Annotated in this window: 24 protein-coding genes; 18 read left to right on the top strand and 6 right to left on the bottom strand. The window is 68.2% G+C overall.

The genetic code is table 11. The features are described 5' to 3' along the window. Window positions 1–85: 85 nt before the first annotated feature. The 4 genes from EJO66_RS19755 to EJO66_RS19740 all read left to right on the top strand — a co-directional run bounded on the left by EJO66_RS19755 (window position 86) and on the right by EJO66_RS19740 (window position 4,062). The gene (locus EJO66_RS19755; protein ID WP_124959795.1) at window positions 86–1,609 is read left to right on the top strand and encodes a catalase; all 1,524 of its coding nucleotides are present in this window, start codon (window positions 86–88) and stop codon (window positions 1,607–1,609) included. 158 nt (window positions 1,610–1,767) lie between these two features. After that, window positions 1,768–2,370: a DUF1326 domain-containing protein gene (locus EJO66_RS19750; RefSeq protein WP_124959794.1), complete on the top strand. Its 603-nt coding sequence runs from the start codon at window positions 1,768–1,770 to the stop codon at window positions 2,368–2,370. After that, the gene (locus EJO66_RS19745; RefSeq protein ID WP_125965836.1) at window positions 2,367–3,182 is read left to right on the top strand and encodes a DUF2182 domain-containing protein; all 816 of its coding nucleotides are present in this window, start codon (window positions 2,367–2,369) and stop codon (window positions 3,180–3,182) included. Before EJO66_RS19750 ends, EJO66_RS19745 begins: the two co-directional genes overlap by 4 nt. Then, entirely contained in the window at window positions 3,175–4,062 is an 888-nt protein-coding gene (locus EJO66_RS19740; RefSeq protein WP_124959792.1) for a DMT family transporter, read from the top strand. The genes EJO66_RS19745 and EJO66_RS19740 overlap by 8 nt, the downstream gene beginning before the upstream one ends. Before the next feature lie 4 nt (window positions 4,063–4,066). Here EJO66_RS19740 and EJO66_RS19735 read toward each other — a convergent pair whose 3' ends face one another. The 6 genes from EJO66_RS19735 to EJO66_RS19705 all read right to left on the bottom strand — a co-directional run bounded on the left by EJO66_RS19735 (window position 4,067) and on the right by EJO66_RS19705 (window position 10,562). Next, window positions 4,067–5,125, bottom strand: coding sequence for a malate/lactate/ureidoglycolate dehydrogenase (locus tag EJO66_RS19735; protein WP_125965835.1), 1,059 nt, complete (start codon window positions 5,123–5,125; stop codon window positions 4,067–4,069). 138 nt (window positions 5,126–5,263) lie between these two features. Then, window positions 5,264–6,790 (bottom strand): UxaA family hydrolase, encoded by a 1,527-nt coding sequence (locus EJO66_RS19725; RefSeq protein ID WP_125965833.1) that lies wholly within the window; start codon window positions 6,788–6,790, stop codon window positions 5,264–5,266. Window positions 6,791–6,815: 25 nt separating this feature from the next. Continuing rightward, window positions 6,816–8,210: a TRAP transporter large permease gene (locus tag EJO66_RS19720; protein WP_125965832.1), complete on the bottom strand. Its 1,395-nt coding sequence runs from the start codon at window positions 8,208–8,210 to the stop codon at window positions 6,816–6,818. Window positions 8,211–8,232: 22 nt separating this feature from the next. Then, entirely contained in the window at window positions 8,233–8,790 is a 558-nt protein-coding gene (locus EJO66_RS19715) for a TRAP transporter small permease (RefSeq protein ID WP_124959788.1), read from the bottom strand. A 16-nt stretch (window positions 8,791–8,806) separates the two neighbouring features. Next, window positions 8,807–9,802, bottom strand: a complete 996-nt coding sequence (locus EJO66_RS19710; protein WP_125965831.1) for a sialic acid TRAP transporter substrate-binding protein SiaP — start codon at window positions 9,800–9,802, stop codon at window positions 8,807–8,809. A gap of 46 nt (window positions 9,803–9,848) precedes the next feature. Next, window positions 9,849–10,562 (bottom strand): FadR/GntR family transcriptional regulator, encoded by a 714-nt coding sequence (locus EJO66_RS19705; RefSeq protein WP_125965830.1) that lies wholly within the window; start codon window positions 10,560–10,562, stop codon window positions 9,849–9,851. 140 nt (window positions 10,563–10,702) lie between these two features. On the opposite strand from EJO66_RS19705, the gene EJO66_RS19700 reads away from it, so the two are divergent. The 14 genes from EJO66_RS19700 (at window position 10,703) to EJO66_RS19635 (ending at window position 23,647) form a co-directional block, all read left to right on the top strand. Further along, on the top strand, window positions 10,703–11,437 hold the full coding sequence (locus EJO66_RS19700) for an SDR family oxidoreductase (protein WP_124959785.1): 735 nt from the start codon (window positions 10,703–10,705) through the stop codon (window positions 11,435–11,437). Further along, window positions 11,434–12,180, top strand: a complete 747-nt coding sequence (locus EJO66_RS19695; RefSeq protein ID WP_124959784.1) for an SDR family NAD(P)-dependent oxidoreductase — start codon at window positions 11,434–11,436, stop codon at window positions 12,178–12,180. Before EJO66_RS19700 ends, EJO66_RS19695 begins: the two co-directional genes overlap by 4 nt. A gap of 25 nt (window positions 12,181–12,205) precedes the next feature. Then, a complete protein-coding gene (locus tag EJO66_RS19690) occupies window positions 12,206–13,054 on the top strand; it encodes a fumarylacetoacetate hydrolase family protein (protein ID WP_124959783.1) in 849 nt (282 codons plus the stop codon). Window positions 13,055–13,185: 131 nt separating this feature from the next. After that, complete coding sequence (locus EJO66_RS19685; RefSeq protein WP_124959782.1) at window positions 13,186–13,968, top strand: GntR family transcriptional regulator; 783 nt, start codon at window positions 13,186–13,188, stop codon at window positions 13,966–13,968. Between the two features lie 17 nt (window positions 13,969–13,985). Continuing rightward, complete coding sequence (locus EJO66_RS19680) at window positions 13,986–15,191, top strand: ABC transporter substrate-binding protein (RefSeq protein ID WP_125965829.1); 1,206 nt, start codon at window positions 13,986–13,988, stop codon at window positions 15,189–15,191. 13 nt (window positions 15,192–15,204) lie between these two features. Further along, a complete protein-coding gene (locus EJO66_RS19675; RefSeq protein ID WP_124959780.1) occupies window positions 15,205–16,077 on the top strand; it encodes a branched-chain amino acid ABC transporter permease in 873 nt (290 codons plus the stop codon). After that, a complete protein-coding gene (locus EJO66_RS19670; protein ID WP_124959779.1) occupies window positions 16,074–17,057 on the top strand; it encodes a branched-chain amino acid ABC transporter permease in 984 nt (327 codons plus the stop codon). The genes EJO66_RS19675 and EJO66_RS19670 overlap by 4 nt, the downstream gene beginning before the upstream one ends. Then, window positions 17,050–17,811 (top strand): ABC transporter ATP-binding protein, encoded by a 762-nt coding sequence (locus tag EJO66_RS19665; protein WP_124959778.1) that lies wholly within the window; start codon window positions 17,050–17,052, stop codon window positions 17,809–17,811. Before EJO66_RS19670 ends, EJO66_RS19665 begins: the two co-directional genes overlap by 8 nt. Beyond that, window positions 17,808–18,518: an ABC transporter ATP-binding protein gene (locus EJO66_RS19660; RefSeq protein WP_125965828.1), complete on the top strand. Its 711-nt coding sequence runs from the start codon at window positions 17,808–17,810 to the stop codon at window positions 18,516–18,518. Before EJO66_RS19665 ends, EJO66_RS19660 begins: the two co-directional genes overlap by 4 nt. Before the next feature lie 33 nt (window positions 18,519–18,551). Further along, a complete protein-coding gene (locus tag EJO66_RS19655; protein WP_125965827.1) occupies window positions 18,552–19,517 on the top strand; it encodes a tripartite tricarboxylate transporter substrate binding protein in 966 nt (321 codons plus the stop codon). Continuing rightward, window positions 19,514–20,800 (top strand): 3-isopropylmalate dehydratase large subunit, encoded by a 1,287-nt coding sequence (locus EJO66_RS19650; protein ID WP_124959775.1) that lies wholly within the window; start codon window positions 19,514–19,516, stop codon window positions 20,798–20,800. Before EJO66_RS19655 ends, EJO66_RS19650 begins: the two co-directional genes overlap by 4 nt. After that, on the top strand, window positions 20,797–21,321 hold the full coding sequence (locus EJO66_RS19645; RefSeq protein ID WP_124959774.1) for a LeuD/DmdB family oxidoreductase small subunit: 525 nt from the start codon (window positions 20,797–20,799) through the stop codon (window positions 21,319–21,321). Before EJO66_RS19650 ends, EJO66_RS19645 begins: the two co-directional genes overlap by 4 nt. Beyond that, window positions 21,308–22,645 carry an MmgE/PrpD family protein gene (locus EJO66_RS19640; RefSeq protein ID WP_124959773.1) on the top strand — a complete coding sequence of 446 codons (1,338 nt, stop codon included), beginning with the start codon at window positions 21,308–21,310 and terminating at the stop codon, window positions 22,643–22,645. The genes EJO66_RS19645 and EJO66_RS19640 overlap by 14 nt, the downstream gene beginning before the upstream one ends. A 30-nt stretch (window positions 22,646–22,675) precedes the next feature. After that, window positions 22,676–23,647, top strand: a complete 972-nt coding sequence (locus EJO66_RS19635; RefSeq protein WP_125965826.1) for a Bug family tripartite tricarboxylate transporter substrate binding protein — start codon at window positions 22,676–22,678, stop codon at window positions 23,645–23,647. Window position 23,648: the final 1 nt, after the last annotated feature.

Below are 23,648 nucleotides of genomic sequence, written 5' to 3'. Positions count from 1 at the left end.
GAGGCGATAGCTCAATGTGATGCAGCAGGGCTGCATTCATTGACAGAATGCATGGGCCCCTACAACTCCAGAGGAAAGCCCACCCATGACCGATTCCCGCAAGCTCACCACCGAAAACGGCGCGCCCGTCGAGAACAACCAGCAGTCGCAGACCGCCGGCCCCGGCGGCCCCGTGCTGATGCAGGACCACAACCTGATCGAGAAGCTGGCGCGCTTCGACCGCGAGCGCATTCCCGAGCGCGTGGTGCATGCGCGCGGTTCGGGCGCCTTCGGCACCTTCGAAGTGACGGCCGACGTGTCCAAATGGACGAAAGCCAAGTTCCTCGGCCAAGTCGGCAAGAAGACCGAGGTGCTCGCGCGCTTCTCGACCGTGGCGCTCGAGCTCGGCTCGGCCGACACCGTGCGCGACCCGCGCGGCTTCGCGCTCAAGTTCTACACGGAAGACGGCAACTACGACCTCGTCGGCAACAACACGCCGGTCTTCTTCATCCGCGATCCGCTCAAGTTCCCCGACTTCATCCACTCGCAGAAGCGCGACCCCTACAGCCACGTGCAGGAGCCCAACAACGCCTGGGACTTCTTCTCGCACTCGCCCGAAGCCACGCACCAGTTCACCTGGCTGTTCGGCGACCGCGGCATTCCGAAGAGCTACCGCCATATGGACGGCTTCGGCTCCCACACCTTCCAGTGGGTGAACGCCAAGGGCGAGGCCTTCTGGGTCAAGTACCACTTCAAGACCAACCAGGGCATCGAGACCTTCGTGGCCGAGGAGGCGCAGCGCGTGGGCGGAGAAAACCCGAACCACCACCACCTCGACCTGCTGCATTCCATCGAGCGCGGCGAGTTCCCGAGCTGGAAGGTGCAGGTGCAGATCATGCCGGTGGCCGAGGCGCAGACCTACCGCTTCAACCCCTTCGACCTGACCAAGGTCTGGTCGCACAAGGACTATCCGAAGATCGACATCGGCATCCTCACGCTCAACCGCAATCCCGACAATTACTTTGCCGAGATCGAGCAGGCGGCGTTCAACCCGGCCAACTTCGTGCCCGGCATCGGCCCCTCGCCCGACAAGATGCTGCAGGGCCGGCTGTTCAGCTACGGCGACACGCAGCGCTATCGCCTGGGCATCAACCACACGCAGCTGCCGGTGAACCGCCCGCATGCCACCACGGCGCAGAACTACGGCCGCGACGGCGCGATGCGCGGCGACGGCAACGGCGGGCGCGGCCCCAACTACGAGCCCAACAGCTTCAGCGACGCGCCCAAGCAGAGCAACGAACCCATCTACGCGCCGCTCGAGATCCATGGCTGGACCGGCAGCCACCAGTGGCAGAAGCACCCCGAGGACACCGACTTCGTGCAGGCCGGCGACCTCTATCGGCTGATGGACGAGGAAGCGAAGCAGCGCCTGGTGAACAACATCGCGGGCGGCCTGGGCGCGGTGACGCGGCAGGACATCATCGACCGTTCGGTGAGCTACTTCCGCCAGGCCGATGCCGACTACGGCGCGCGGCTCGACAGGGCCATCAAGGCCGTGCAGGCGAAGCTCAGGGGCGAGGAAGTGAGCGTGCAGGTCGGCAAGCCGGCGCACGACGCAAGCCGCAGCTGATCCGCGGCGGGCCATGTACCCTGGGTACCCAGGGTACTGCGCTGGGGCCGGGCATCGCGCTCGACTTGCCCTGTTGCAAAGCGTAGGATCAGCGCCCCCTTGCCGCCAAGTCGCGGCGACAAGTTCCGTGTTCGTGTGGCTTCTGAATGGAGGTTCGTATGAGCTATCACCTGGAAGGTCGCCTGCTCGAGGTATGCAACTGCAACGTCCTGTGTCCCTGCTGGATCGGCGAGGACCCTGACAACGGCACCTGCGACACCATCGTCGCCTGGCGCATCGACAAGGGAACGGTCGACGGCGTCGACGTCGGCGGCAACACCATCGCGGCCGTGGCGCATGTGCCCGGAAACATCCTCGAAGGCAACTGGACGGCGGCGATCTTCGTCGACGACAAAGCCTCCAAGGAACAGGAAGAAGCGCTGCTCAAGGTCTATACCGGGAAGGCCGGCGGGCCGATCGCCGATCTGGCCGCTCTCATCGGCCAGGTGGTGTCGGTCGAGCGGGCGCCGATCCGCTTCACCGTGAACGAAGGCAAGGGCGAGCTGGAAATCGGCAAGGACTACTACGCCGAACTCGAACCCTACCGCGGCGCGACCGGCGGCCAGACCACGCTGTCGGACACCGTGTTCTCCACGGTGCCGGGCGCGCCGGTGTTCGTCGGCAAGGCGCCCACCTACCGGTCGAAGAACCCTGCCCTTGGCATCGACCTCGACATCAAGAACCACAACGCCCTGCAGAGCACTTTCGTCTTCGACGCATGAACCCGACGGCCGGCTTGCCTCCGCGCAACGCCGTGCGCCACCGCCGCGTGTTCCTGCCGGTTCTTGCCGCGCTGGCCATGCTTGCGTGGCTGGCGTTGTGGGCCTGGGCGCGCAGCCCATACGGACGCTATCTCGAACACGGCGACTGGACCGTCTCGGGGCCGGCCGCGTTCCTGTGCCAGGCCATTCCCGCCGGCGGCGTGATCGTGCCGGCGGTCCTCTATGCGGTGGCGTGGATCCTCATGACCATGGCCATGATGCTGCCGACCACGCTGCCGCTGTTCAACGCCTTCGACCGCCTGACCGCGGGGCGGCCGGACCATGCGCGCCTGCTCGTGATGCTGGGGCTCGGCTACATGGCCGTGTGGGGTGCCTTCGGGCTGCTGGCGCACGGGCTCCACAGTGCGGTGCTGGCGCTGCTCGCCAGCGCGCCCACGCTGGCCTGGCACGGCTGGGTGATCGGCGCCGCGACCATCGCGCTGGCCGGCGCCTTCCAGTTCAGCAGCCTCAAGCACAAGTGCCTCGAGAAGTGCCGCACGCCGCTCAGCTTTGTCATCGAGCACTGGCGCGGCCACGCGCAAGCCCGCCAGGCGTTCGCGCTGGGCACGCACCACGGCCTGTTCTGCGTCGGCTGCTGCTGGGCGCTGATGCTGCTGATGTTCGCGCTGGGCACCGGCAGCCTCGGCTGGATGCTTCTGCTGGCCGCCGTCATGGCGCTGGAAAAGAACGTTCCCTGGGGCCGCCGCCTGAGCGCGCCGCTCGGGTTCGCGCTGCTGGGCTGGGCTGTCTTCATGGTGGCGACGCATGTCTGAAGCCATGTCCGAGGTGCGTCGCGCGCCGTCCACCCTGCAGACCGTCGCCCTGACCGCGGTGGCCATGGTCGCGTTCGCGGCCAATTCGCTGCTGTGTCGGCTGGCGTTGCAGCAGCGGGGCATCGATCCGGCCAGCTTCGGCAGCATCCGGCTGGTTTCGGGCGCGATCACGCTCGCGCTCGTCGTTCATTTCCGGGCACGGCCTGCCGCGCCCGGCCGTGCCGACTGGCTTGCGGCGGCCATGCTGTTCGCCTACGTCGCCTTCTTTTCCTTCGCTTACCTCAGCCTCTCTGCGGGCACGGGCGCGCTGATCCTGTTCGGCGCGGTGCAGCTCACGATGCTGGGCGCGGGCCTGGGTTCGGGTGAGCGCTTCGGACCCGTGGCATGGCTCGGCTTCGTGCTGGCGGCCGGCGGGCTGGTCTACCTGGTGCTGCCGGGCGTCGCGGCGCCGCCGCTGCTCGGCGCCGTGCTGATGGCTGTCGCCGGCGTGGCGTGGGGCGTGTATTCGCTGCGCGGCCGCGGCGTGCCCGATCCGCTGGCCGCCACGGGCCGCAACTTCTTGCGGGCCGTGCCGCTGGCCCTGGCGCTGAGCCTTGCCTTCATGATGCGCGCCCATGCCGATGCGACCGGCATCGCGCTGGCCGTGGCCTCCGGCGCATTGACCTCGGGCCTCGGCTATGTCGTCTGGTATGCGGCGCTGGCCCGTCTTTCGGCCATGCAGGCAGCCACCGTGCAGCTGTCGGTGCCGCTGCTGGCTGCGTTCGGCGGCGTGCTGCTGCTGTCGGAGGCGATCACGCCGCGGCTGGCGGCCGGCTCGGTGGCCATTCTGGGCGGCATTGCGATCGTGCTGAGCCAGAAGTCGCGCAAGGCGCGGCGCTGAGCGCCTAGGCGACGGCCACGCCCACCTTCGTTCCGGCCGCGACGATCTCGCCCCAGGTCGCATCGTCCAGCCAGATGCCGTCGCGCTCGCGCGCCATGCGTGCAGCGCGCTCCGGTTCGCCCGCGATCTGCACCTGGTCGAAGCCGGCGCCCGGCGGGCTCTGGCGCAGCCAGTCGACGAAGGCCGTCGCTTCCTGCGCGAAGCTGGCCTGGGTTCCCAGTTTGGCGGGGTCGATCAGGATCGTCAGCATGCCGTTGAGCACCGTGCGCGCCGTGTCGGCCGGGCGGTGCCAGGTGCCGCCGCCCGTGAGCGCGCCACCCAGCAGCTCGCAGGCCATCGCCATGCCGTAGCCCTTGTGCTCGCCGAAGGTCATGAGCGCGCCGAACAGGCCGTTGGCCTGAGGCACCACCACCACGCCCGGGTCGTTGGTGGGCGCGCCGCGCTCGTCGATCAGGTAGCCGTCGGGCACCCGTTCGCCCTTGTTGTGGGCGACGCGCATCTTGCCCTGGGCCACGCGGCTGGTGGCAAAGTCGAGCAGGAAAGGCTCGGCGCCCGCCAGCGGAATGCCGATGCAGCACGGGTTGGTGCCGAAGCGTCCGTCGCCGCCACCCCACGGCGCCACCACGGGCCGCGACAGCACGTTGACGAAGTGCATCGAGACCAGGCCCTCGGCCGTCGCCATTTCGGCGAAATGCCCGATGCGGCCCAGGTGGTGCGCATTGGCGAGCGTGAAGATGCAGCTGCCGTGCTGCTTGGCCCGCTCGATGCCGAGCGCCATCGCCTGCACGCCGACGATCTGGCCGTAGCCATGCTGGCCGTCGAGCGCGAGCAGGGTGCCGATGTCGGTGTTGACCTTGACCGCGGCATTGGGCACGAGCCCGCCTTCGGCCACCGCATCGACATAGCGCGGCAGCATGCCCACGCCGTGCGAATCATGGCCGCTCAGGTTGGCCAGCACCAGGTTGTCGGCCACCTGCGCGGCTTCGGCCGGCGTGCTGCCGGCGGCTTCGAGGATGCGGGCGCATTGCGATCGCAACGCTGCGGCGGGAACAGTCTTGGGCATCAGTTGACTCCATGGGTTTGATCAAGGGCCGCGGCCCATTCGTGAAACACCGCGGAACCGGCTTTGCCGGGCCGCTGGTGTTGCCCCCGGAGAGGGGGAGGGCGAAGCGACACGAAGTGCGCGCAGCCTGGGGGTGAGCTACATGACCGCGCCGACTTGCCAGGGCACGAATTCGTTCTGGCCGTAGCCATGTTTCTCGCTCTTCGAAGGCTCGCCGGACGCGGTGGCCAGCACCAGTTCGAAGATGCGCTGGCCCATCTCCTGGATCGAGCTGGTGCCATCCACGATCTCGCCGCAGTTGATGTCCATGTCCTCTTCCTGCCGCTGCCACAGCGCCGAGTTGGTCGCGAGCTTGAGCGAAGGAGAGGGCGCGCAGCCGTAGGCCGAGCCGCGCCCGGTCGTGAAGCAGATGACGTTCGCGCCGCCCGCGACCTGCCCGGTGGCGCTCACGGGGTCGTAGCCCGGCGTGTCCATGTACACGAAGCCGTGCGCCGTGACCGGTTCGGCGTATTCGTACACCGCCTCGAGATTGCTGGTGCCACCCTTGGCCACGGCGCCGAGCGACTTTTCGAGGATGGTCGTGAGGCCGCCGGCCTTGTTGCCCGGCGAGGGGTTGTTGTTCATCTCGCCTTCGTTGATCTCGGTGTAGTGCTCCCACCACTTGATGCGGTCCACCAGTTTCTGGCCGACCTCGCGCCTGACGGCGCGGCGCGTGAGCAGATGCTCGGCGCCATAGACCTCGGGCGTCTCGCTCAGGATGGCCGTCCCGCCATGCGCCACCAGCAGGTCGACCGCCGCACCGAGCGCAGGATTCGCACTGATGCCGGAGTACCCGTCCGAGCCGCCGCACTGCAGCCCGATCGTGATGTGCGCCGCGCTGCAGGGCTCGCGCCTCACCGCATTGGCGCGCGGCAGCATTTCGTTGATCAGCGCGATGCCCTTCTCGACCGTCTTGCGCGTGCCGCCGGTGTCCTGGATGTTGAAGGTGCGGAAGTTCTCGCCTTCGGCCAGGTGCCCGGTCGCGAGCCAGGCATTGATCTGGTTCGCCTCGCACCCGAGGCCCACCACCAGCACGCCCGCAAAGTTGGGGTGCGTGGCATAGCCCGTGAGCGTGCGCTCCAGGATCTGCATGCCCATGCCCTGCGTGTCCATGCCGCAGCCCGTGCCGTGGGTGAGCGCCACGATGCCGTCGACGTTCGGGTAGCCGGCCAGCGCCGATGGATTGGTCTTGCGCGAGAAGTGGTCGGCAATGGCGCGCGCCGCGGTGGCCGAGCAGTTCACGCTCGTGAGCACGCCGATGTAGTTGCGCGTGGCCACGCGGCCGTCCGCCCGCCTGATGCCCATGAAGGTGGCCTCGCGCTTCGCGGGCGCGGGCTTCACGTCGGCGCCGAAGGCGTAGTCGCGTTCGAAGTCGCCCTTGTCGGGGCCCATGTCGAGGTTGTGCGTGTGTACATGCTCGCCGGCCGCGATCGGCTTGCTCGCGAAGCCGATGATCTGGTTGTAGCGGCGCACCGGTTCGCCGACGGCAATGGCGTGCGTCGCCACCTTGTGCCCGGCGGGAATCAGGCCGCGCACGGCAAAGTCTTCGACCTTGGCGCCGCCGACCAGCTGGCTGCGCGCGATCACGACATCGTCGGCCGGATGCAGGCGAATGAAGGGATTCATCGTGGAACTCGTGTTGTGTTGGGGATCAGAAGAACATTTTCGGGAGCCAGAGTACCAATGAAGGCACATAGGTGATCACCGCCAGCGCCAGCAGCAGCGGAATGAGCCACGGCAGGATCGCCATGGTGGTGCGCTCGAAGCTCAGGCCCGCCACGCGCGCCAGCACGAACAGCACCATGCCCATCGGCGGATGCAGCAGGCCGATCATCAGGTTCAGCACCATCACCAGGCCGAAGTGGATCGGGTCCACGCCCAGCTGGGTGGCAATCGGCAGCAGGATCGGAACCAGGATGGTGATGGCGGCCGTGGGCTCCAGGAAGCAGCCCACGAACAGCATCAGCAGGTTGGCCAGCAGCAGGAACACCCAGGCTTCCTTGGTGAAGCCCAGCACCCAGTTCGCAATGTCGGTGGTCACGCCGGTGGCGGTGAGCATCCAGCCGAAGATCGAGGCGGCCGCCACGATGAACAGCACGGTGGACGTGGTCTCGATGGTGTCGAGGCAGACCTTGACGAACATCTTCCACGACAGCGTCTTGTACCAGGCGAAGCCCAGGATCATTGCCCACACGCAGGCGGCAATCGCGCCCTCGGTGGGGGTGAACAGGCCCGTGCTCATGCCGCCGATCAGCAGCACCGGCGTCATGATGGGCAGCAGCGCCTCGAAGCGGAAGATCCGGTCGAGCACGAACAGCGATGCGAGGCCCGCAAACACCGTGAGCTGCGGCGGCGTGTCCAGCTTCGAAACCAGCAGCCAGATCAAAAGGGGCCAGCCGACCACCACGGCGAGCTCGCACATGGCCTTGAAGAAGCGGGTGCTCGAAAACTTGACGTCGCCGCCCCAGCCGTTGCGGTGCGCGAAGTAGGCCACCGTGAGCATCATCAAAATGGCCAGCAGTGCGCCGGGCAATATGCCGGCGAGGAACAGCGCCCCCACCGACACATTGGCCATCATCCCGTAGATCACGAAGGGCAGGCTGGGCGGAATGATCGGGCCCAGCGTGGCCGAGGCGGCGGTCACGCCCACCGCGAACTCGGTCGAATAGCCGTGCTCCTTCATCGCCTTGATCTCGATCGTGCCCAGGCCCGCGGCATCGGCAATGGCGGTGCCGCTCATGCCCGCGAAGATCACCGAGCCGAGCACGTTCACATGGCCCAGCCCGCCCTTGAGCCAGCCCACCAGCGCGAGCGCGAAGTTGTAGATGCGGGTGGTGATGCCCGCGTTGTTCATCAGGTTGCCGGCCAGGATGAAGAAGGGCACCGCCAGCAGCGGAAAGCTGTCGATGCCGCTCACCATGCGGTGGATCACGACGAAGGGCGGCAGGCTGCCGCTCGCCACGATGTAGGCCAGCGAGGCGCCGGCCATGGCCACGGCCACCGGAATGCCGCCCGCCATGAAGACAAGGAAGAATATTTTCAGCATGCAGTTGTTCTCTTCGGGCTCATCAGCGGTCTGCCAGCGTGGACTCGGGGCGTTCGAGCACGCTGTAGCCGCGCTTCCAGTGGATGCGCGCCACCTGGACCGAGCGCCAGGTCATCGCGATGAAGCCGAACAGGCACAGGCCGTAGACGATGTTCATCGGCGCATCGACGATGGTCATGCGCGTGGTGTTGCCGATCTTCAGCATCATCTGCACCGTCATGACCACGGCCGCGGCGAAGAACACGGTGCGCAGCACGTCGACCGCACGCGACATCCAGCGGCCCATGGCCGCCGGCATGTGGCGGTAGAAGAAGTCGACCTGGATCTGGTTGTTCTTCGCGACCCCGATGGCGGCGCCGATGAAGACCACCGCAATCAGCATGTAGCGCGCCACCTCCTCGGTCCATGCGGCCGAGTCGTTCATCACGTAGCGCGTGACGAACTGGTAGAACACCGTGAGCGCGAGCATCCAGAAGATCGCGAGCGAGATCCAGCCTTCGGCGATGGTGTGGGAAAGGTCGACGGCCTCGTCTTCCGCATGGAAATGCCCTTCGTCGTCGATGATCTTCGGTTCAGTCATGCCAGCGCCCGGGGGGTTACTTGATGCTTACGATGCGGTCGTAGTCCTGCTGGCGGTAGCCGTGGTCCGTGGGCTTGGTGTTCTTCAGCACGGCTTCGCGGAATGCGGCCTTGTCCACCGTGATCACGTTGTTGCCGCGCTTCTTGAACTCCTCGGTCAGGCGGATTTCCGAGGCGATGATGTCGCGGCCGGTCTTTTCGGCGGCCTCCTGCATCACGTCGGTGAAGACCTTCTTCTCGTCGGCCGAGAGCTTGCCCCACAGCTGGCCGGAGACCACGGTCAGCAGCGAGTCGATGATGTGGCCCGTGAGCGAGATGTTCTTCTGCACCTCGAAGAACTTCTTGGCCTCGATGGTGGGCAGCGGGTTCTCCTGCGCATCGACCGTGTTGTTCTGCAGCGCAAGGTAGACCTCGGCGAACGCAATGGGCGTGGCATTGGCGCCCAGCGCCTTGGGGAAGGCCAGGTAGGCCGGCGCGTCGGGCACGCGGATCTTCAGGCCCTTCATGTCTTCGGGCTTGGCAACGGGCCTCGCGGCGCTCGAGGTGACATGGCGCGCGCCGTAGTAGTTGAGCGCCGTGATGTGGTTGCCGCTCTTGTCGTCGTAGCCCTTGGCAAGCTCCTTGAACACATCGCTCTTGGCGTACTTCAGCAGATGCTCCGAGTCGCGGAAGATGAACGGAAAGTAGGTCACGGCCAGCGGCTTGTAGGTGTTGCCCGCGAAGCTCGCGCCGGTCAGCACGATGTCGACCGTGCCGAGCGTCAGGCCCTGGTTGATGTCCGACTCCTTGCCCAGGCTGGAGGCCGGGAACACCTGGATGTCGTACTTGCCGTTGGTGCGCTTCTTGATTTCTTCCGCGGCCCACACGGAGTACTTGTGGAACGGTTCCGAGGTTTCGTAGACATGCGCCCACTTGAGCTTGGTCTGCGCGCCGGCGATGCCGGCCGTGCCCAGCGCGGTGGCCGCCAGGGCGCAGGCGGCGATGGCCTTGAGGGTATTGCGTTTGCTGTTCATCGGTTTGTCTCCGTTGTAGTGATGGGGTGAGGAGGTTGCTGGCGGATCAGGGCGAGGCTTTTTTCGCGCGGCGCCAGCTCGCGCTGAATCGCTGGTGCGAGTTGTCCATGTGGGCGTGCATGGCGGCGCGTGCGGCCTCGGCATCGCGCGCCGCCACGGCGTCGCGGATGGCCTCGTGCTCGGCAATGGCCGAGCGCCAGGAGGCCACCGTCTCGAAGTAGCCGCCCAGCCGCGTGAAGATCGGGCCGTTGCGCGAATCCCAGAAGCTCTGCACCGTTTCCACCAGCACGGCGTTGCCGCTGGCGTTGACGATGGCCACATGGAATTCGCGGTCGCCTTCGAGCGGCAGTATTTCGCGGTCGGCGAGCCCGCGCATCGTCTCGATGGCGCGGCTCATGGCGTCAATGTCCCTGCGCTTGCCCACGGCAGCCGCAATGGCGGCGGTCTCGCCCTCGATCACGCGGCGCGCGCGGATCAGCTCCAGCGGTCCCCATTCGGTGGGCGCCACCGGCTTGCTTGCGCGGTGCGACCGGTCCAGCACATACACGCCCGAGCCCGTGCGAACCTCGACCCAGCCCTCGACCTCGAGCGCGATCAGCGCCTCGCGCACCGAGGGCCGGCTCACGCCGAGCTGCTGGGCCAGGTCGCGCTCGGCCGGCAGCCGCGCGCCGACCGCGAACTCGCCCTTGCCGATCAGCCCCCGCAGCTGGTCGGCAATCTGGCGATAGAGGCGCTGGGGTTCGACGGTCTGGAGCGGCACGGCGGCGACGGTGGTTAAGGGTTGTCCTGAATTGGACAAGTGGTAAGGCCAATTCAGAATACGATCCGCATCGCGCCGCTGCCATCGGGCCAAACCCTGAACGCCGAGCGGCCGGTGCTCCACCTTCCAAGGAGACATGCATGAGACTCAAGGGCAAGACCGTGCTCGTGACGGCGGCCGGACAAGGCATCGGCCACGCGAGCGTGCTCGCCATGGCCGCCGAAGGCGCGCAGGTGTGGGCGACCGACGTGAACGAGAAGCTGCTCGAGCGCTACGCCGGCGTCGCCAACGTGCGCACGGCCAGGCTCGACGTGCTCGACAAGGACGCGATCGGCGCCTTCTTCAAGAGTCTTCCCGCGCTCGACGTGCTGTTCAATTGCGCCGGCGTGGTGCACAACGGCACCGCGCTCGACGCCACCGACAAGGACCTCGAATTCGCGTTCGCCCTCAACGTGCGCGCGCAGTTCTGGACCATCCAGGCCGCGCTGCCCGGCATGCTGGCCGCAGGAAGCGGCAGCATCATCAACATGGCGAGCGTGTGCTCCAGCATGAAGGGCCTGCCCAACCGCTTCGTCTACGGCACCACCAAGGCCGCGGTGCTGGGCCTGACCAAGAGCGTGGCGGCCGACTTCGTGGCCCGCGGCATCCGCTGCAATGCGGTGTGCCCGGGCACGGTCGACACGCCTTCGCTCGGCGAGCGCATCAATGCCAACGAGGACCCCGAGGCGGCGCGCAAGGCCTTCATCGCGCGCCAGCCCATGGGGCGGCTCGCGCAAGCCGAGGAAATCGCACCCGTGGTGGTGTTCCTGGCCAGCGACGAATCGGTGTTCGCCACCGGCCAGGCCTTCACGGTCGACGGCGGCATCACCATATGAACCAGCTCGACTTCGCGGGCCGCCACGCGGTGGTGACCGGCGGCGCGGCAGGGCTGGGCTACGGCATCGCCGAGCGGCTGATCGCATCGGGCGGCAGCGTCACGCTGTGGGACCGCGACGAGGCCACCGCCGGCAAGGCCGCAGCGGCACTGGGGCCCAAGGCCTTTGCGGTGAAGGTCGACGTGGCGCAGCAGCCTTCCGTGGCCGCGGCCATGGCGGCCACGCTCGCGCATTCGCAGCGCATCGATGCGCTGGTCAACAGCGCCGGCATCACCGGCCCCAACACCAAGCTGTGGGACTACCCGGTGGACGACTGGCGGCAGGTGATGGAGGTCAACATCAACGGCGTGTTCCTGTGCTGCCGCGAGGTGGTGGCGCAGATGCGCGCGCAGGGCTACGGCCGCATCGTCAACATTGCCTCCGTGGCCGGGAAAGAGGGCAACCCGAACGCCAGCGCCTACAGTGCGAGCAAGGCCGCCGTCGTTGCGCTCACCAAGTCGCTCGGCAAGGAGCTGGCCGACACCGGCATCCGCGTCAACTGCGTGACGCCCGCGGCGGTGAAGACCGCCATCTTCGACCAGATGACACCGGAGCACATCGCGTTCATGCTCTCGAAGATTCCCATGGGCCGCTTCGGCACGGTGGAGGAGGTGGCCGCGATGGTCGGCTGGCTCTGCACCGAAGATTGCTCGTTCTCCACCGGCGCCGTGTTCGACCTCTCCGGCGGCCGCTCCACTTATTGATCAGTCTCCCCCAAGAAAGGACCACATGAAACTCGTTCGCTATGGCAACCCCGGCAAGGAAAAGCCCGGCCTCATCGACGACAACGGCCAGCTGCGCGACCTGAGCGCGCTGGTCAAGGACATCGGGCCCGAGCAGCTCGGTGATGCCGCGCTTGCCAAGCTGCGCAAGCACAAGGTCGACAAGCTGCCGCTGGTCAAGGGCAAGCCGCGCTTCGGCAGCCCGGTGGCCAACGTCGGCAAGTTCATTGCCATCGGCCTGAACTACGCCGACCATGCGGCCGAGTCCGGCCTGCCGATTCCGAAGGAACCGGTGGTCTTCATGAAGGCCACCAGCTGCATCCAGGGCCCGAACGATCCGGTCATGCTGCCCAAGAACTCGGTCAAGAGCGACTGGGAAGTCGAGCTCGGCGTGGTCATCGGCACGCGCGCGCGCTATGTCTCGCAGAAGGACGCGCTCAACTTCGTGGCCGGCTACTGCACCATCAACGACGTGAGCGAGCGCGAGTTCCAGATCGAGCGCGGCGGCACGTGGGACAAGGGCAAGGGCTGCGACACCTTCGGCCCGATCGGCCCGTGGCTCGTGACGCGCGACGAAGTGCCCAACCCGCAGAAGCTGTCGATGTGGCTCGACCTCAACGGCAAGCGCATGCAGACCGGCAGCACCAGGACCATGATCTTCAGCATCGCCAAGATCGTGAGCTACCTGAGCCAGTTCATGACGCTCCTGCCCGGCGACGTCATCACCACCGGCACGCCGCCCGGCGTGGGCCTGGGCATGAAGCCGCCGCTCTACCTGAAGAAGGGCGACGTGATGACGCTGGGTATCGAAGGCCTGGGCGACCAGCGGCAGGAAGTGATTCCGTTCAAGCTGTAAGCGGCAAGCGAGCGGCCAAAAACGGCGCGGCGGGCAAGTCCCGACGCGCCGTTCCTGTTTCTGATGCGGCGGTTTTAAATGTCCCATTGACAGAACATTGAAACTGCAAAAACATCAAAGGCATGTCGCAGATGCCTTTGCCGAAGTACCACCAGATCTACCTGGTCCTGCGTGAGCAGCTGCACGAAGGCCGTTTCGCGGAGGGACTGCCCGGCGAGCTCGCGCTCATGGCGCAGTTCAACGTGGCGCGGGTCACGGTGCGGCGCGCGCTCGAGCAGCTGTCTTCCGAAGGCCTGATCGCGCGCAACCCGGGCCGCCGCACGCGCGCGCTGCCGCCCGTGCTCGCGGGCGAAGCGAACAGCGGCAACGGCATGGAGCGTGCCAATCTGCGCGGCCTGCTCGAGAACCTGGTGACGATGGGCCTGCACACCTCGGTGAAAGTGATCGAGGTGGCCACCATCACGGCCTCCACCCAGGTGGCCGAGGCGCTGCAGCTGCAGCTGGGCGACCCGGTGCAGAAGGCGGTGCGCGTGCGCTCCACCAAGGAAGGCCCGCTCTCGCACATCACCACCTACGTGCCCGACTCCATCGCACGCCGCTTCGGCCGCCGCGAGCTGTCGAAGAAGCCCATCCTCGTGCTGCTCGAGGAGTCGGGCGTCAAGGTGGGGCGCGCGCACCAGACCATCTCCGCGCGGCTGGCCGACAGCCTGATCGCGCAGCACCTCGACGTGTCGGTCGGCTCCGCGCTGCTCGCGGTGCGCCGGCTGATCTACGACGAGGACGAGCGGCCCGTGCAGTGGCTGCACGGCCTCTACCGCCCCGACCGCTACACCTACGAAATGCAGCTCTCCCGCGTGGGCGGCATTGACGCGAAGGTGTGGGTCAGCAAAGACGTGTCAGCCAAGTTCAACTGAAGACAAAGGAAAGCCCCATGCAGAACCGCCGCAGTTTCGTGTCGCAGTCCGCCGCCCTGGCGACCGCCGCCGCCTTCCCGCTCGTGGCCGGTGCGCAGCCCAAGACCGTCAAGGTCGGCGTGCTGCATCCGGTCACCGGGGCGCTGGCCTATTCGGGCCAGCAGTGCCGCCTCGGCGCGCTGATGGCCATCGAGGACATCAACGCTGCCGGCGGCATCAAGTCACTTGGCGGTGCGAAGCTCGAAGCCCTGCTGGGCGACGCGCAATCGCAGCCGCAGACCGGCGCGGCCGAGGTCGAGAAGATGAACGAAGCCGGCGTGTCCGCCATCGTGGGCGCCTACGCCTCGGCCATCTGCCTCGCGACCACGCAGGCGGCGGCCAAGTACAACCTGCCGCACGTGGTCGACGTGGGCGTGGCCGACCAGATCGTCGAGCGCGGCCTGAAGAACACCTTCCGCTTCGGCCCCGGCTACAGGAAGTCGACCGAGGTGGCCATGGCCAACCTGCTGGTGCTCAACAAGGCCGCGGGCAACCCGGCCAAGACCGTGATGATCATTCACGAGGAGTCGCTGTTCGGCGCCGGCACCGCGCAACTGCTCTCGCGCGAGCTGCCGGGCTACGGCTTCGAGGTGAAGGAGGTGGTGAAGCACGCCAACCCCACGCGCGATTTCAACAACATCGTGCTGCGCATGAAGTCGATCAGCCCGGACATCGTGATCCCGGCCAACTACTACAACGAATACGCGCTGCTGGTGCGCACCATGCAGCAGCAGAAGGTGGTGCCCAAGGCGATCTTCTCGGTGCTGGGCGGTGCCGCATCGAGCTACAAGTTCGTGAAGGAGTTTCCGGACGCGGCCAACGGCATCATCGACTGCAACCACTGGTTCAACCCGAAGGACAAGCGCTCGCAGGAGCTGCGCAAGCGCGTGGAGGCCAAGGGCCAGTTCTTCAGCTACGAGGTCTTCATGACCTACACCTCGATGTGGCTGCTGGCCGATGCGCTGGAGCGCGCGAAATCGGCCGAGCGCGCCGCCATCGTCGACGCGCTGGAGAAGAGCACCTTCTCGAATCACATCATGCCGTACGGCCCCACGAAGTTCGTCAACGGACAGAACGAGGGCGCGCAGCCGTTGATGACGCAGGTGGTGAAGAACGACATCAAGGTGATCATTCCGCGCGACTACCGCGAGGTCGATCCCGTGTTCCCGCTGCGCGCAGCCTGAAACGGAAGGCGGGATGTTCGATTTCGGCATTCTTTTCCCGTCGGTCCTGAACGGGCTGACGACGGGCGCGGTGTACGCACTGATCGCGCTGGGGCTCACGCTGATCTACGGCGTCCTGCACATCATCAACTTCGCGCACGGCGCGAGCCTGATGCTGGCCCTCTACGCGGTGTACTTCCTCAAGGAGCGCTGGGGCATCGACCCGTACATGGCGCTGCCCATCGCGGTGGCCGGCATGTTCGCGCTCGGCTACGCGCTGCAGCGCATCGTCATCAACCGCGCGGGCCACGGCAAGGACGAGAACATCCTGCTCGCCACGCTCGGCATCGCCATCGTCATGGAGAACCTCGCGCTGCTGTTCTTCAAGTCGGACACGCGCAGCATCGACACCGCCTATTCGCTCAGCACCGTCGCCATCGGCCCCGCGATGATCGCCGTGCCCAAGCTCGTGGCCTTCGCGGGGGCGCTGGTGGTGTCCGGCATTCTTTTCTGGATCATGGGTCGCACCGACCTCGGCCGCGCCATCCGCGCGGTCGCCAAGGAGAAGGAAGGCGCCAAGCTCATGGGCATCGACGTCGACCACGTCTACGCCATGAGCTTCGGCATCGGCCTGGCCTGCCTCGGCGCGGCGGCCTGCTTTTTGCTGCCGGCCTACTACGTCAACCCGCAGGTGGGCGGCGGCTTCGTGCTGGTGGCCTTCACCATCGTCGTGCTCGGCGGCATGGGCAGCTTCGTCGGCGCGCTCGTCGGCGGCTTGCTGGTCGGCGTGGTCGAGTCGCTCGGCGGGCTGTACCTGGGCGAATCGCTCGGGCAGATCGGCATCTTCGCGATCTTCATCGGCGTGGTGCTGTTCCGGCCCCAGGGCATGTTCGGAGCCAGGGCATGAGCAGCGCGCACAGGCAACTCGCGGGCATCGCGCTCTTCGCGGTGCTGGCCGGCTGCGTGCCGCTCGTCACGAAGTCGGGCGTCGCGCTGAACTTCGTGATGATGGCGCTCTATGCCACGCTCATCGCGCAGGCCTGGAACATCCTCGGCGGCTTCGGCGGGCAGTTCTCGTTCGGGCATGCGCTGTTCTTCGGCACCGGGGCCTACATCCAGGCCATCGCGCAGCTGCAGGGCGGCATCAACGCCTGGGCCGCGCTGCCGCTCGCCGTGGCCGGCGCCGCGCTGGCCGGGCTCTTCGTCGGCGCGCTCAGCTTCCGCTATGGCCTCAAGGGCTCCTACTTCGCGCTCGTCACGCTGGCCTTCGCGGAGGTGTTCCGCATCCTCGCGCTGTCGGTCGGCTTCACGGGCGGTGGTGTCGGGCTGATGGTGCCGCTGCGCGAATCGGCCGCGAATCTGCAGTTCGCCTCGCGCGCCGGCTACCTGTGGGTGGTGCTGGCCATGGTGGTGCTGGCGCTGCTCGTGACCTGGTGGCTGCGCAACGGCCGCTTCGGCGCCTACCTTCAGGCCGTGCGCGACAACGAGGATGCGGCGCGCGCCGTGGGCGTGAACCCGTTTCGCGTCAAGCTCGCGGCCATCGGCCTCTCGGCCGCCTTCATGGGTGCGGCCGGCGCCTTCTACGTGCAGGTGTTCCAGTACATCGACGCCGGCATCGCCTACGGCCCGGCCGTGTCGGTCGAGGCCCTGGTGGCGGCCATCGTGGGCGGCATGGGCACGCTGTGGGGCCCGGTGCTGGGTGCGGTCGTGCTGCACCTGCTGTCGGACCTCACGCGCAACCTGTTCGGCGAGCTGCCGGGCATCAACATGGTGATCTACGGCACGGTGCTGGTGGTGATCGTGATCTTCCTGCCGCGCGGCGTCGCGGGGCTGGGGCTGTCGGTGCGGCAGCTGTGGAATGCGAAGCAGGGAGGCCGCCATGACTGAGGCGCTGCTGGCCGTGGGCGGACTCTCGCGTTCCTTCGGCGGACTGAAGGCCGTGCAGGACGTCAGCCTGTCGGTGAAGGAGGGCAGCCTGAGCGCGCTGATCGGCCCCAACGGTGCCGGCAAGACCACGCTGTTCGCGCTGATGTCGGGCTTCCTCAAGCCCGACGCCGGCACCGTGCGTTTCGCGGACCAGGACATCACGGGCCGCGAACCGCACCGCAATGCGCTGCTCGGCATGACGCGCACCTTCCAGATCGTGAAGCCCTTCGCGGCGCAGACGGTGCGCGAGAACATCGCGGTCGGTGCGCACCTGCACCTGCGCGGCCGCCGCGAGGCGCTGGCGCATGCCGAGGCCATCGCGCTGCGCGTGGGCCTCGCGCCGCAGCTCGACAAACCCGCGTCGGACCTCACGGTGGCCGGCCGCAAGCGGCTCGAACTGGCGCGCGCGCTGGCCACGCGCCCGCGCCTGCTGCTGCTCGACGAAGTACTGGCCGGCCTCAACCCGCAGGAGATCGCCGAGATGATGCCGGTGGTGCGCGGCATTGCCGACAGCGGCGTCACGGTGCTGATGATCGAGCACGTGATGCAGGCGGTGATGCACCTGGCCGAGCATGTGTGGGTGCTGGCGCAGGGCCAGCTGATTGCCGAGGGCAGCCCGGCGCAAGTGACCTCCGACGACAAGGTCGTCGAGGCCTACCTGGGCCATGGCACCGCGGCGCGGCTGCGCAAGGCCGCTTCGGGAGCTGTCGAATGACCGCGTTGCTGGACATCCAGGGCCTGCGCGGCGGCTACGGCCGCGTCGAGGTGCTGCGCGGCGTCGACCTGCAGGTGAATGCCGGCGAAATGGTTGCGCTGCTCGGCAGCAACGGCGCGGGCAAGTCCACCCTCAACAAGATGGTCTGCGGCCTGTGCCCCGCCTGGAGCGGCAATGTGCGCTTCGACGGCCGGGACCTCAGTGGCGCGCACTACCGCGACGTGGTCAAGGCCGGCCTGATCCAGGTGCCCGAGGGCCGCAAGGTGTTTCCCAACCTCAGCGTGCTGGAGAACCTGGAGCTCGGTTCGTTCACGCGGGCGCGCGAGCGCCGCGCGGCCAACGTCGAGAAGATGTTCCACATCTTCCCGCGGCTCAAGGAACGCATGGCGCAGCACGCCGGCACCATGAGCGGCGGCGAGCAGCAGATGCTGGCCATCGCGCGCGGGCTCATGGCCGAGCCCGTGCTGCTGATCCTCGACGAGCCCTCGCTCGGGCTTTCGCCGCGGCTGGTGGAAGAGATGTTCACGCTGATCCGCGAACTGCGCGATGGCGGCCTCGCGGTGCTGCTGGTGGAGCAGAACGTGGGCCAGTCGCTCGAGATCGCGGACCGCGCCTACGTGCTGGAGAACGGCAGCGTGCGCTTTTCGGGCCTGCCCGGCGAACTGCTCGGCAGCGACGAACTGCGGCGCGCCTACCTGGGGCTCTGACGTGCCCTCGAAAAAAATGAACCGGGAGACTTCATGAAACGCCGCGACATCCTCATTTCGTCCACCGCGATGGCCTCGCTGGCCATGGCCGGCGGCGCACGCGCGCAAATCGGCAATGCGCCGCTGCGCATCCTCGTCGGTGCGCCTGCGGGCGGCTCGACCGACACGCTGGCCCGTTCGCTGGCCGTCAGCATGGGGCCGGCGCTGGGCCGCACGGTGATCGTCGAGAACCGGCCCGGCGCGGGCGGCAACATCGCGGCCGATGCCGTGGCCAAGGCCGCAGCCGACGGCAACACGCTGCTGATGAGCTTCACCAGCCATGCGATCAATGCCACGCTCTATCCGGCGCTGCCTTTCGACCCGGTGAAGGACTTCACCGCGCTCACCTGCGTGGCGACGTCGCCCTCGATCCTCGTCGCGCACCCGTCGGTGCCTGCGAAGGACGTGCGTGAACTCATCGCACTCGCCAAGGCGAAGCCGGGCCAGCTCAACTTCGCGATCGGCGCGGTGGGCTCGTCGCTGCACATGGCGGGCGAGGCCTTCAAGATGCAGTCGGGCGTCGACATCGTCAACATCCCCTACAAGGGCACCTCGCCCGCCGTGCAGGACGTGCTCGCCGGCCAGGTGCAGCTGATGTTCGCGGCCGTGGGCAACGTCAAGGCGCACATCCAGGCCGGCAAGCTCAGGGCGCTGGGGGTGACCACGGCCAGGCGGCTTTCGGCCTTTTCCGAGGTGCCCGCCATTGCGGAGGCGCTGCCGGGCTACGAGTCGAGCGCATGGTTCGGCCTCTTCGGCCCGGCCCGCATGCCGGCGGAGCGTGTGAAGCAGGTCGGCGATGCCGCGCGCCATGCGCTGCAGCAGGCCGACATGCGCCAGCGCCTCGAAACCGAGGGCGCGATACCGGTGGGCAACTCGTCCGAGCAGTTCTCCGCCTTCGTGCAGAGCGAGATCACGCGCTGGGCCAAGGTCGTCAAGTTCTCGGGAGCCAAGCCGGAATGACATCCAACGCTCCAGGCCGCGCGCCGGCGCAGACGCTGGCGCAGAAGCTCATCGCGCGCGCCAGCGGCCGCGCGCAGGTGGCGGTGGGCGAGATCGTGACCTGCGGCGTCGACATGGCCATGTTCCACGACTCCTCCGGTCCGCGCCGGCTGCAGCCGATGCTCGAGGAGCTCGGCGCGCAGATCTGGGACCGGTCCCGCGTGGTGCTCGTCATGGACCACTACGTGCCCGAGCGCGACGACGACTCGCGCCGCATCGTGCGCATTGCGCGCGACTGGGCGCGCGACCAGCAGCTGCCGCACGTGTACGACAGCCAGGGCATCTGCCACGTGGTGGTGCCGCAGCATGGCCACATCCGCCCCGGCATGCTGTGCGTGGGCGGCGACTCGCATTCGCCCACGGGCGGCGCATTCGGCGCCTACATGTTCGGCATCGGCAGCACCGAGATGCTGGGCGTGATGGTCACCGGCGAGATCTGGCTGCGCGTGCCGGAAACCATTCGCATGTGGTGGGACGGCGCGCTGCCCGCCGGCGTGACCGCCAAGGACATGATGCTGCACATGATCGGCCGCTTCGGCATGAACGGCGGGCGCTACCAGGCGGTGGAGTTCGCCGGCCCGGCGGTCGCCGCGCTGTCGATGCAGGAGCGCATGACGCTCTCCAACATGAGCGCCGAGCTGGGTGCGCAGGCCGGCCTGATCGCGCCCGACGCCACCACCGCCGCGTTCCTTGCGCAAGCCGGCGCCCCGCCGGTCGACATGGCGCCGTGGTTCACCGACGAAGGCGCCGTGCTCACGCACCACCGCTTCGACGCCGCCGCGCTCGAGCCCTACGTCGCCGCGCCGCACAGCCCGGCCAATGCGCACGGCGTGAGCCGGTACCTGGGCACGCATGTCGACGTGGCCTACATCGGCGCCTGCACCGGCGCCAAGCTCGACGACCTGCGCGCCGCGGCCCAGGTGCTGCGCGGACACAAGGTGGCGGCGGGCATCCGCCTGATCGTGGCGCCGGCCAGCCTGCACGACCAGGAGCGGGCGCGCGAAGAGGGCGTGCTGCAGGTGCTGATGGACGCCGGTGCCGAACTCTTTCCGACCGCCTGCGGCGCCTGCTCGGGCTACGGCGATCCGATGGGCGACGGCGTCACGGTGATCTCGACCACGGCACGCAACTTTAAGGGCCGCATGGGCTCGCCGACCGCGCAGGTGTACCTGGGCTCGCCCTACACGGTGGCCGCGGCCGCACTGCGCGGCTGCGTGACCGACCCGCGCGAGGTGCTCGCATGACCGCGCAAACCCTGCACCGCCCGCACCGGGTGTGGCGCCTGGGCGCCGACGTCGACACCGATGCGCTCGCGCCCGGCCATGCGATGAAGCACGGCATCGACGTCATCGCGAAGCATTGCCTCGAAGCCGTCCGCCCCGATTTCGCGCGCGACGTGCGCCCCGGCGACGTGATCGTGGCGGGCCCGAACTTCGGCATCGGCTCCTCGCGCGAGCAGGCGGCCGCCGTGCTCGTTCAGCTGGGCGTGGCGGCGGTGATCGCGCCCTCGTACAGCGGCCTGTATTTCCGCAATGCCTTCAACGTGGGCCTGCTGCTCCTGACCTGCGCCGAGGCCGAGTCGTTGCAGGACGGCGAGCGCATTGCGCTCGACACCCGCACGCCCGCGGTGCGCACCACCGGCGCGCGCACGCTCGCCTGCGAGCCCGTGCCGGGCTTCCTGATGGAGATGGTCGACGCCGGCGGCCTGCTGCGGCTGCTGCGCCAGCGCATGGCCGCCAAGAAAGAAGCCGATGCACAGCACTGAACGCGATCCGCAACGCGCGGTGCTGCAGGCCACGGTGGCGCTGCACGCGGCGCAGCCGGCAACTGCCGAGGCCGCGCTGCAGGCGCGGCGTCTGTTGGCCGATACCGTCGGCTGCGCGCTCGCGGGCCGGCACGCGAGCGAAGTGCAGCGCCTCGAAGCCGCGCTCGCGGCCTGCGAACCCGGCGACTTTTCCTTTCCCGGCGGCCCGCCGATGGCGGTGCAGGCCGCCGCGCAGGTGCTGGCCATGGCCGCGACCTGGGACGAGGCCTGCGAGGGCCATGCACTTGCGCACGGCCGGCCCGGCGTGCCCCTGGTGGCGGCGCTGCTGCCGCTCGCACTGCGGCGCGGTGCCAGCCTCGGCGAGTTCATCGATGCCTTCGTGCTCGGCTACGAGGTCGGCGCGCGCTGCGGCGCCTGGCTGCGCATCCGGCCCGGCATGCATGTCGATGCCAACTGGCCCGCGCTGGGCGTGGCGGCCGGCGTGGCGCGCCTGCTCGCGCTGCCGCCGGCGGGCATCGTGCAGGCCATCGACATCGCGGCCTGCCAGCTCCCGACCAGCCTCTACCTGCCGGTGCAGCAGGGCCGCACCGCGCGCAACACCTACCTCGGCCACAGCGCATCGCTGGGGCTGCAGGCGGCCCTTGCGAGCGCGGCGGGCATCGACGCGCCCGATGGTGCGCTGGCGCACTACGCGCACGCGCACTCGGCCGCGACCGCGCAGCCGCTGCCCGATGCGGCGACCTTGCTGCTGCGCGATGCCTACCTCAAGCCCTTCGCGGCCGTGCGCCACGTGCACTACGGCGCCACCGCCGCGCGCCGGATCCGCGAGCAGCTGGTCCGGGACACCACCGGCATCCAGGGCATCGTGCTCAAGATATACGAAGAGGCCATCGTCTACTGCGGCAACCGCGCGCCGCGCACGCCGATCCAGGCGCAGTTCAGCCTGTCTTTCGGCGTCGCGGCGATGCTGCGCTTCGGCGATGTCGATCCCTCGGCCTATGCCGCGCCGCGCTTCGACGATGCCGAGCTGCGGCGGCTCGAAGCCCTGGTCGTGCTCGAAACCGATGCCGGCCTGACGGCGCGCAAGCAGCGCGGCGCCACGCTCCAGGTGTCGCACTCGGGTGGCACGCACGAGGAAACCGTCGGGACCATCGCTGGCGATGCCGCCCATCCGCTCGACCGCGCGGCACTCGTCGCCAAGTTCGCGCACTACGCCGCGCACAGCGTGGCGGGCCCGAAGGCCGCGCGGTTCTGCGAGGGCGTGCTGGACGCGCCCGCCGGCGCCAGCCTCCGCGAGCTGTGGCAGCAGCTTGCCGCCGCCTGAACCACTCACCACTCTCACCACCTACCCACCATGAAACTCCTGCGCCATCTCGCGAGCACGCTGCTCCTCGTCTGCCTGCCGCTCGCCGCCGCCGCGCAGGCGGGCGACTTTCCGAACAAGGCGATCCGCATCGTCGTGCCGTTCCCGCCCGGCGGCGCCACCGACGCGGCGGCGCGCCTGGTCGCCGTGAAGATGGGCGAGCACTGGGGCCAGCCGGTGGTGGTCGACAACCGTGCGGGCGCGGGCGGCAATGTCGGCTCCGACCTCGTCGCCAAGGCGCCGGCCGACGGCTACACGCTGGTGATGGGCGTGACCGGCTCGCATGCGATCAACACCTCGCTCTACAGCAAGATGCCCTACGACCCGGTGGCCGACTTCGTCGCCATCAGCCAGGTGGCGGTGGTGCCCAACGTGCTGGTGGTGCATCCCTCGGTGCCGGCGAAGAATCTGGCCGAGCTCGTGGCGCTCGCGAGGAAGGAGCCCGGCAAGCTCAACTACGCCTCGCTCGGCAACGGCACGGCCGCGCACCTGGGCATGGAAATGCTCAAGTCCGAGGCCGGCGTCGACATCGCGCACGTGCCCTACAAGGGCAGCGCGCCGGCCGTGTCGGACCTGCTCGCGGGGCAGGTGCAGATGATGGTCGACGGCCTGCCTTCGGCGCTGCCGCATGTCAAGGCCGGCAAGCTGCGCGCCATTGCGCTCACCAGCCTGCGCCGCGCGCCGTCGCTGCCCGACTTGCCGACCATTGCAGAGACCTACCCGGGCTTCTACGCCGATGCATGGTCGGGCCTGTTCGCGCCCAAGGGCACGCCGCAGCCCGTGGTGGACAAGCTCTCGGCCGAGGTGCAGCGCATCCTGAAGCTGCCCGACGTGCGCGAGAAGCTGACGGCGCTGGGCGCCGAGCCGGTGGGCTCCACCCAGGCGGAATTCGCCGCGCACGTGAAGCGCGAGATCGACAAATGGGCCAAGGTCGTCAAGACCAGCGGCGCGAAAGTGGACTGAA

This window comes from Variovorax beijingensis, from assembly GCF_003951285.1.
Taxonomy (GTDB): domain Bacteria; phylum Pseudomonadota; class Gammaproteobacteria; order Burkholderiales; family Burkholderiaceae_C; genus Variovorax; species Variovorax beijingensis.
Note: the sequence above shows the minus strand (reverse complement) of the source record. Positions and strands in the feature narration are given on the sequence as shown.

Excerpts from the sequence above, each read along its gene's own strand:
- EJO66_RS19740 (WP_124959792.1), top strand. The coding sequence starts at position 3,175 with ATGTCTGAAGCCATGTCCGAGGTGCGTCGCGCGCCGTCCACCCTGCAG.
- EJO66_RS19655 (WP_125965827.1), top strand. The coding sequence starts at position 18,552 with ATGAAACGCCGCGACATCCTCATTTCGTCCACCGCGATGGCCTCGCTG.
- EJO66_RS19685 (WP_124959782.1), top strand. The coding sequence starts at position 13,186 with ATGCCTTTGCCGAAGTACCACCAGATCTACCTGGTCCTGCGTGAGCAG.
- EJO66_RS19725 (WP_125965833.1), bottom strand. The coding sequence starts at position 6,790 with ATGAATCCCTTCATTCGCCTGCATCCGGCCGACGATGTCGTGATCGCG.
- EJO66_RS19660 (WP_125965828.1), top strand. The coding sequence starts at position 17,808 with ATGACCGCGTTGCTGGACATCCAGGGCCTGCGCGGCGGCTACGGCCGC.
- EJO66_RS19665 (WP_124959778.1), top strand. The coding sequence starts at position 17,050 with ATGACTGAGGCGCTGCTGGCCGTGGGCGGACTCTCGCGTTCCTTCGGC.
- EJO66_RS19750 (WP_124959794.1), top strand. The coding sequence starts at position 1,768 with ATGAGCTATCACCTGGAAGGTCGCCTGCTCGAGGTATGCAACTGCAAC.
- EJO66_RS19645 (WP_124959774.1), top strand. The coding sequence starts at position 20,797 with ATGACCGCGCAAACCCTGCACCGCCCGCACCGGGTGTGGCGCCTGGGC.
- EJO66_RS19695 (WP_124959784.1), top strand. The coding sequence starts at position 11,434 with ATGAACCAGCTCGACTTCGCGGGCCGCCACGCGGTGGTGACCGGCGGC.
- EJO66_RS19670 (WP_124959779.1), top strand. The coding sequence starts at position 16,074 with ATGAGCAGCGCGCACAGGCAACTCGCGGGCATCGCGCTCTTCGCGGTG.
- EJO66_RS19690 (WP_124959783.1), top strand. The coding sequence starts at position 12,206 with ATGAAACTCGTTCGCTATGGCAACCCCGGCAAGGAAAAGCCCGGCCTC.
- EJO66_RS19650 (WP_124959775.1), top strand. The coding sequence starts at position 19,514 with ATGACATCCAACGCTCCAGGCCGCGCGCCGGCGCAGACGCTGGCGCAG.
- EJO66_RS19735 (WP_125965835.1), bottom strand. The coding sequence starts at position 5,125 with ATGCCCAAGACTGTTCCCGCCGCAGCGTTGCGATCGCAATGCGCCCGC.
- EJO66_RS19720 (WP_125965832.1), bottom strand. The coding sequence starts at position 8,210 with ATGCTGAAAATATTCTTCCTTGTCTTCATGGCGGGCGGCATTCCGGTG.
- EJO66_RS19680 (WP_125965829.1), top strand. The coding sequence starts at position 13,986 with ATGCAGAACCGCCGCAGTTTCGTGTCGCAGTCCGCCGCCCTGGCGACC.
- EJO66_RS19745 (WP_125965836.1), top strand. The coding sequence starts at position 2,367 with ATGAACCCGACGGCCGGCTTGCCTCCGCGCAACGCCGTGCGCCACCGC.
- EJO66_RS19710 (WP_125965831.1), bottom strand. The coding sequence starts at position 9,802 with ATGAACAGCAAACGCAATACCCTCAAGGCCATCGCCGCCTGCGCCCTG.
- EJO66_RS19675 (WP_124959780.1), top strand. The coding sequence starts at position 15,205 with ATGTTCGATTTCGGCATTCTTTTCCCGTCGGTCCTGAACGGGCTGACG.
- EJO66_RS19635 (WP_125965826.1), top strand. The coding sequence starts at position 22,676 with ATGAAACTCCTGCGCCATCTCGCGAGCACGCTGCTCCTCGTCTGCCTG.
- EJO66_RS19755 (WP_124959795.1), top strand. The coding sequence starts at position 86 with ATGACCGATTCCCGCAAGCTCACCACCGAAAACGGCGCGCCCGTCGAG.
- EJO66_RS19715 (WP_124959788.1), bottom strand. The coding sequence starts at position 8,790 with ATGACTGAACCGAAGATCATCGACGACGAAGGGCATTTCCATGCGGAA.
- EJO66_RS19640 (WP_124959773.1), top strand. The coding sequence starts at position 21,308 with ATGCACAGCACTGAACGCGATCCGCAACGCGCGGTGCTGCAGGCCACG.
- EJO66_RS19700 (WP_124959785.1), top strand. The coding sequence starts at position 10,703 with ATGAGACTCAAGGGCAAGACCGTGCTCGTGACGGCGGCCGGACAAGGC.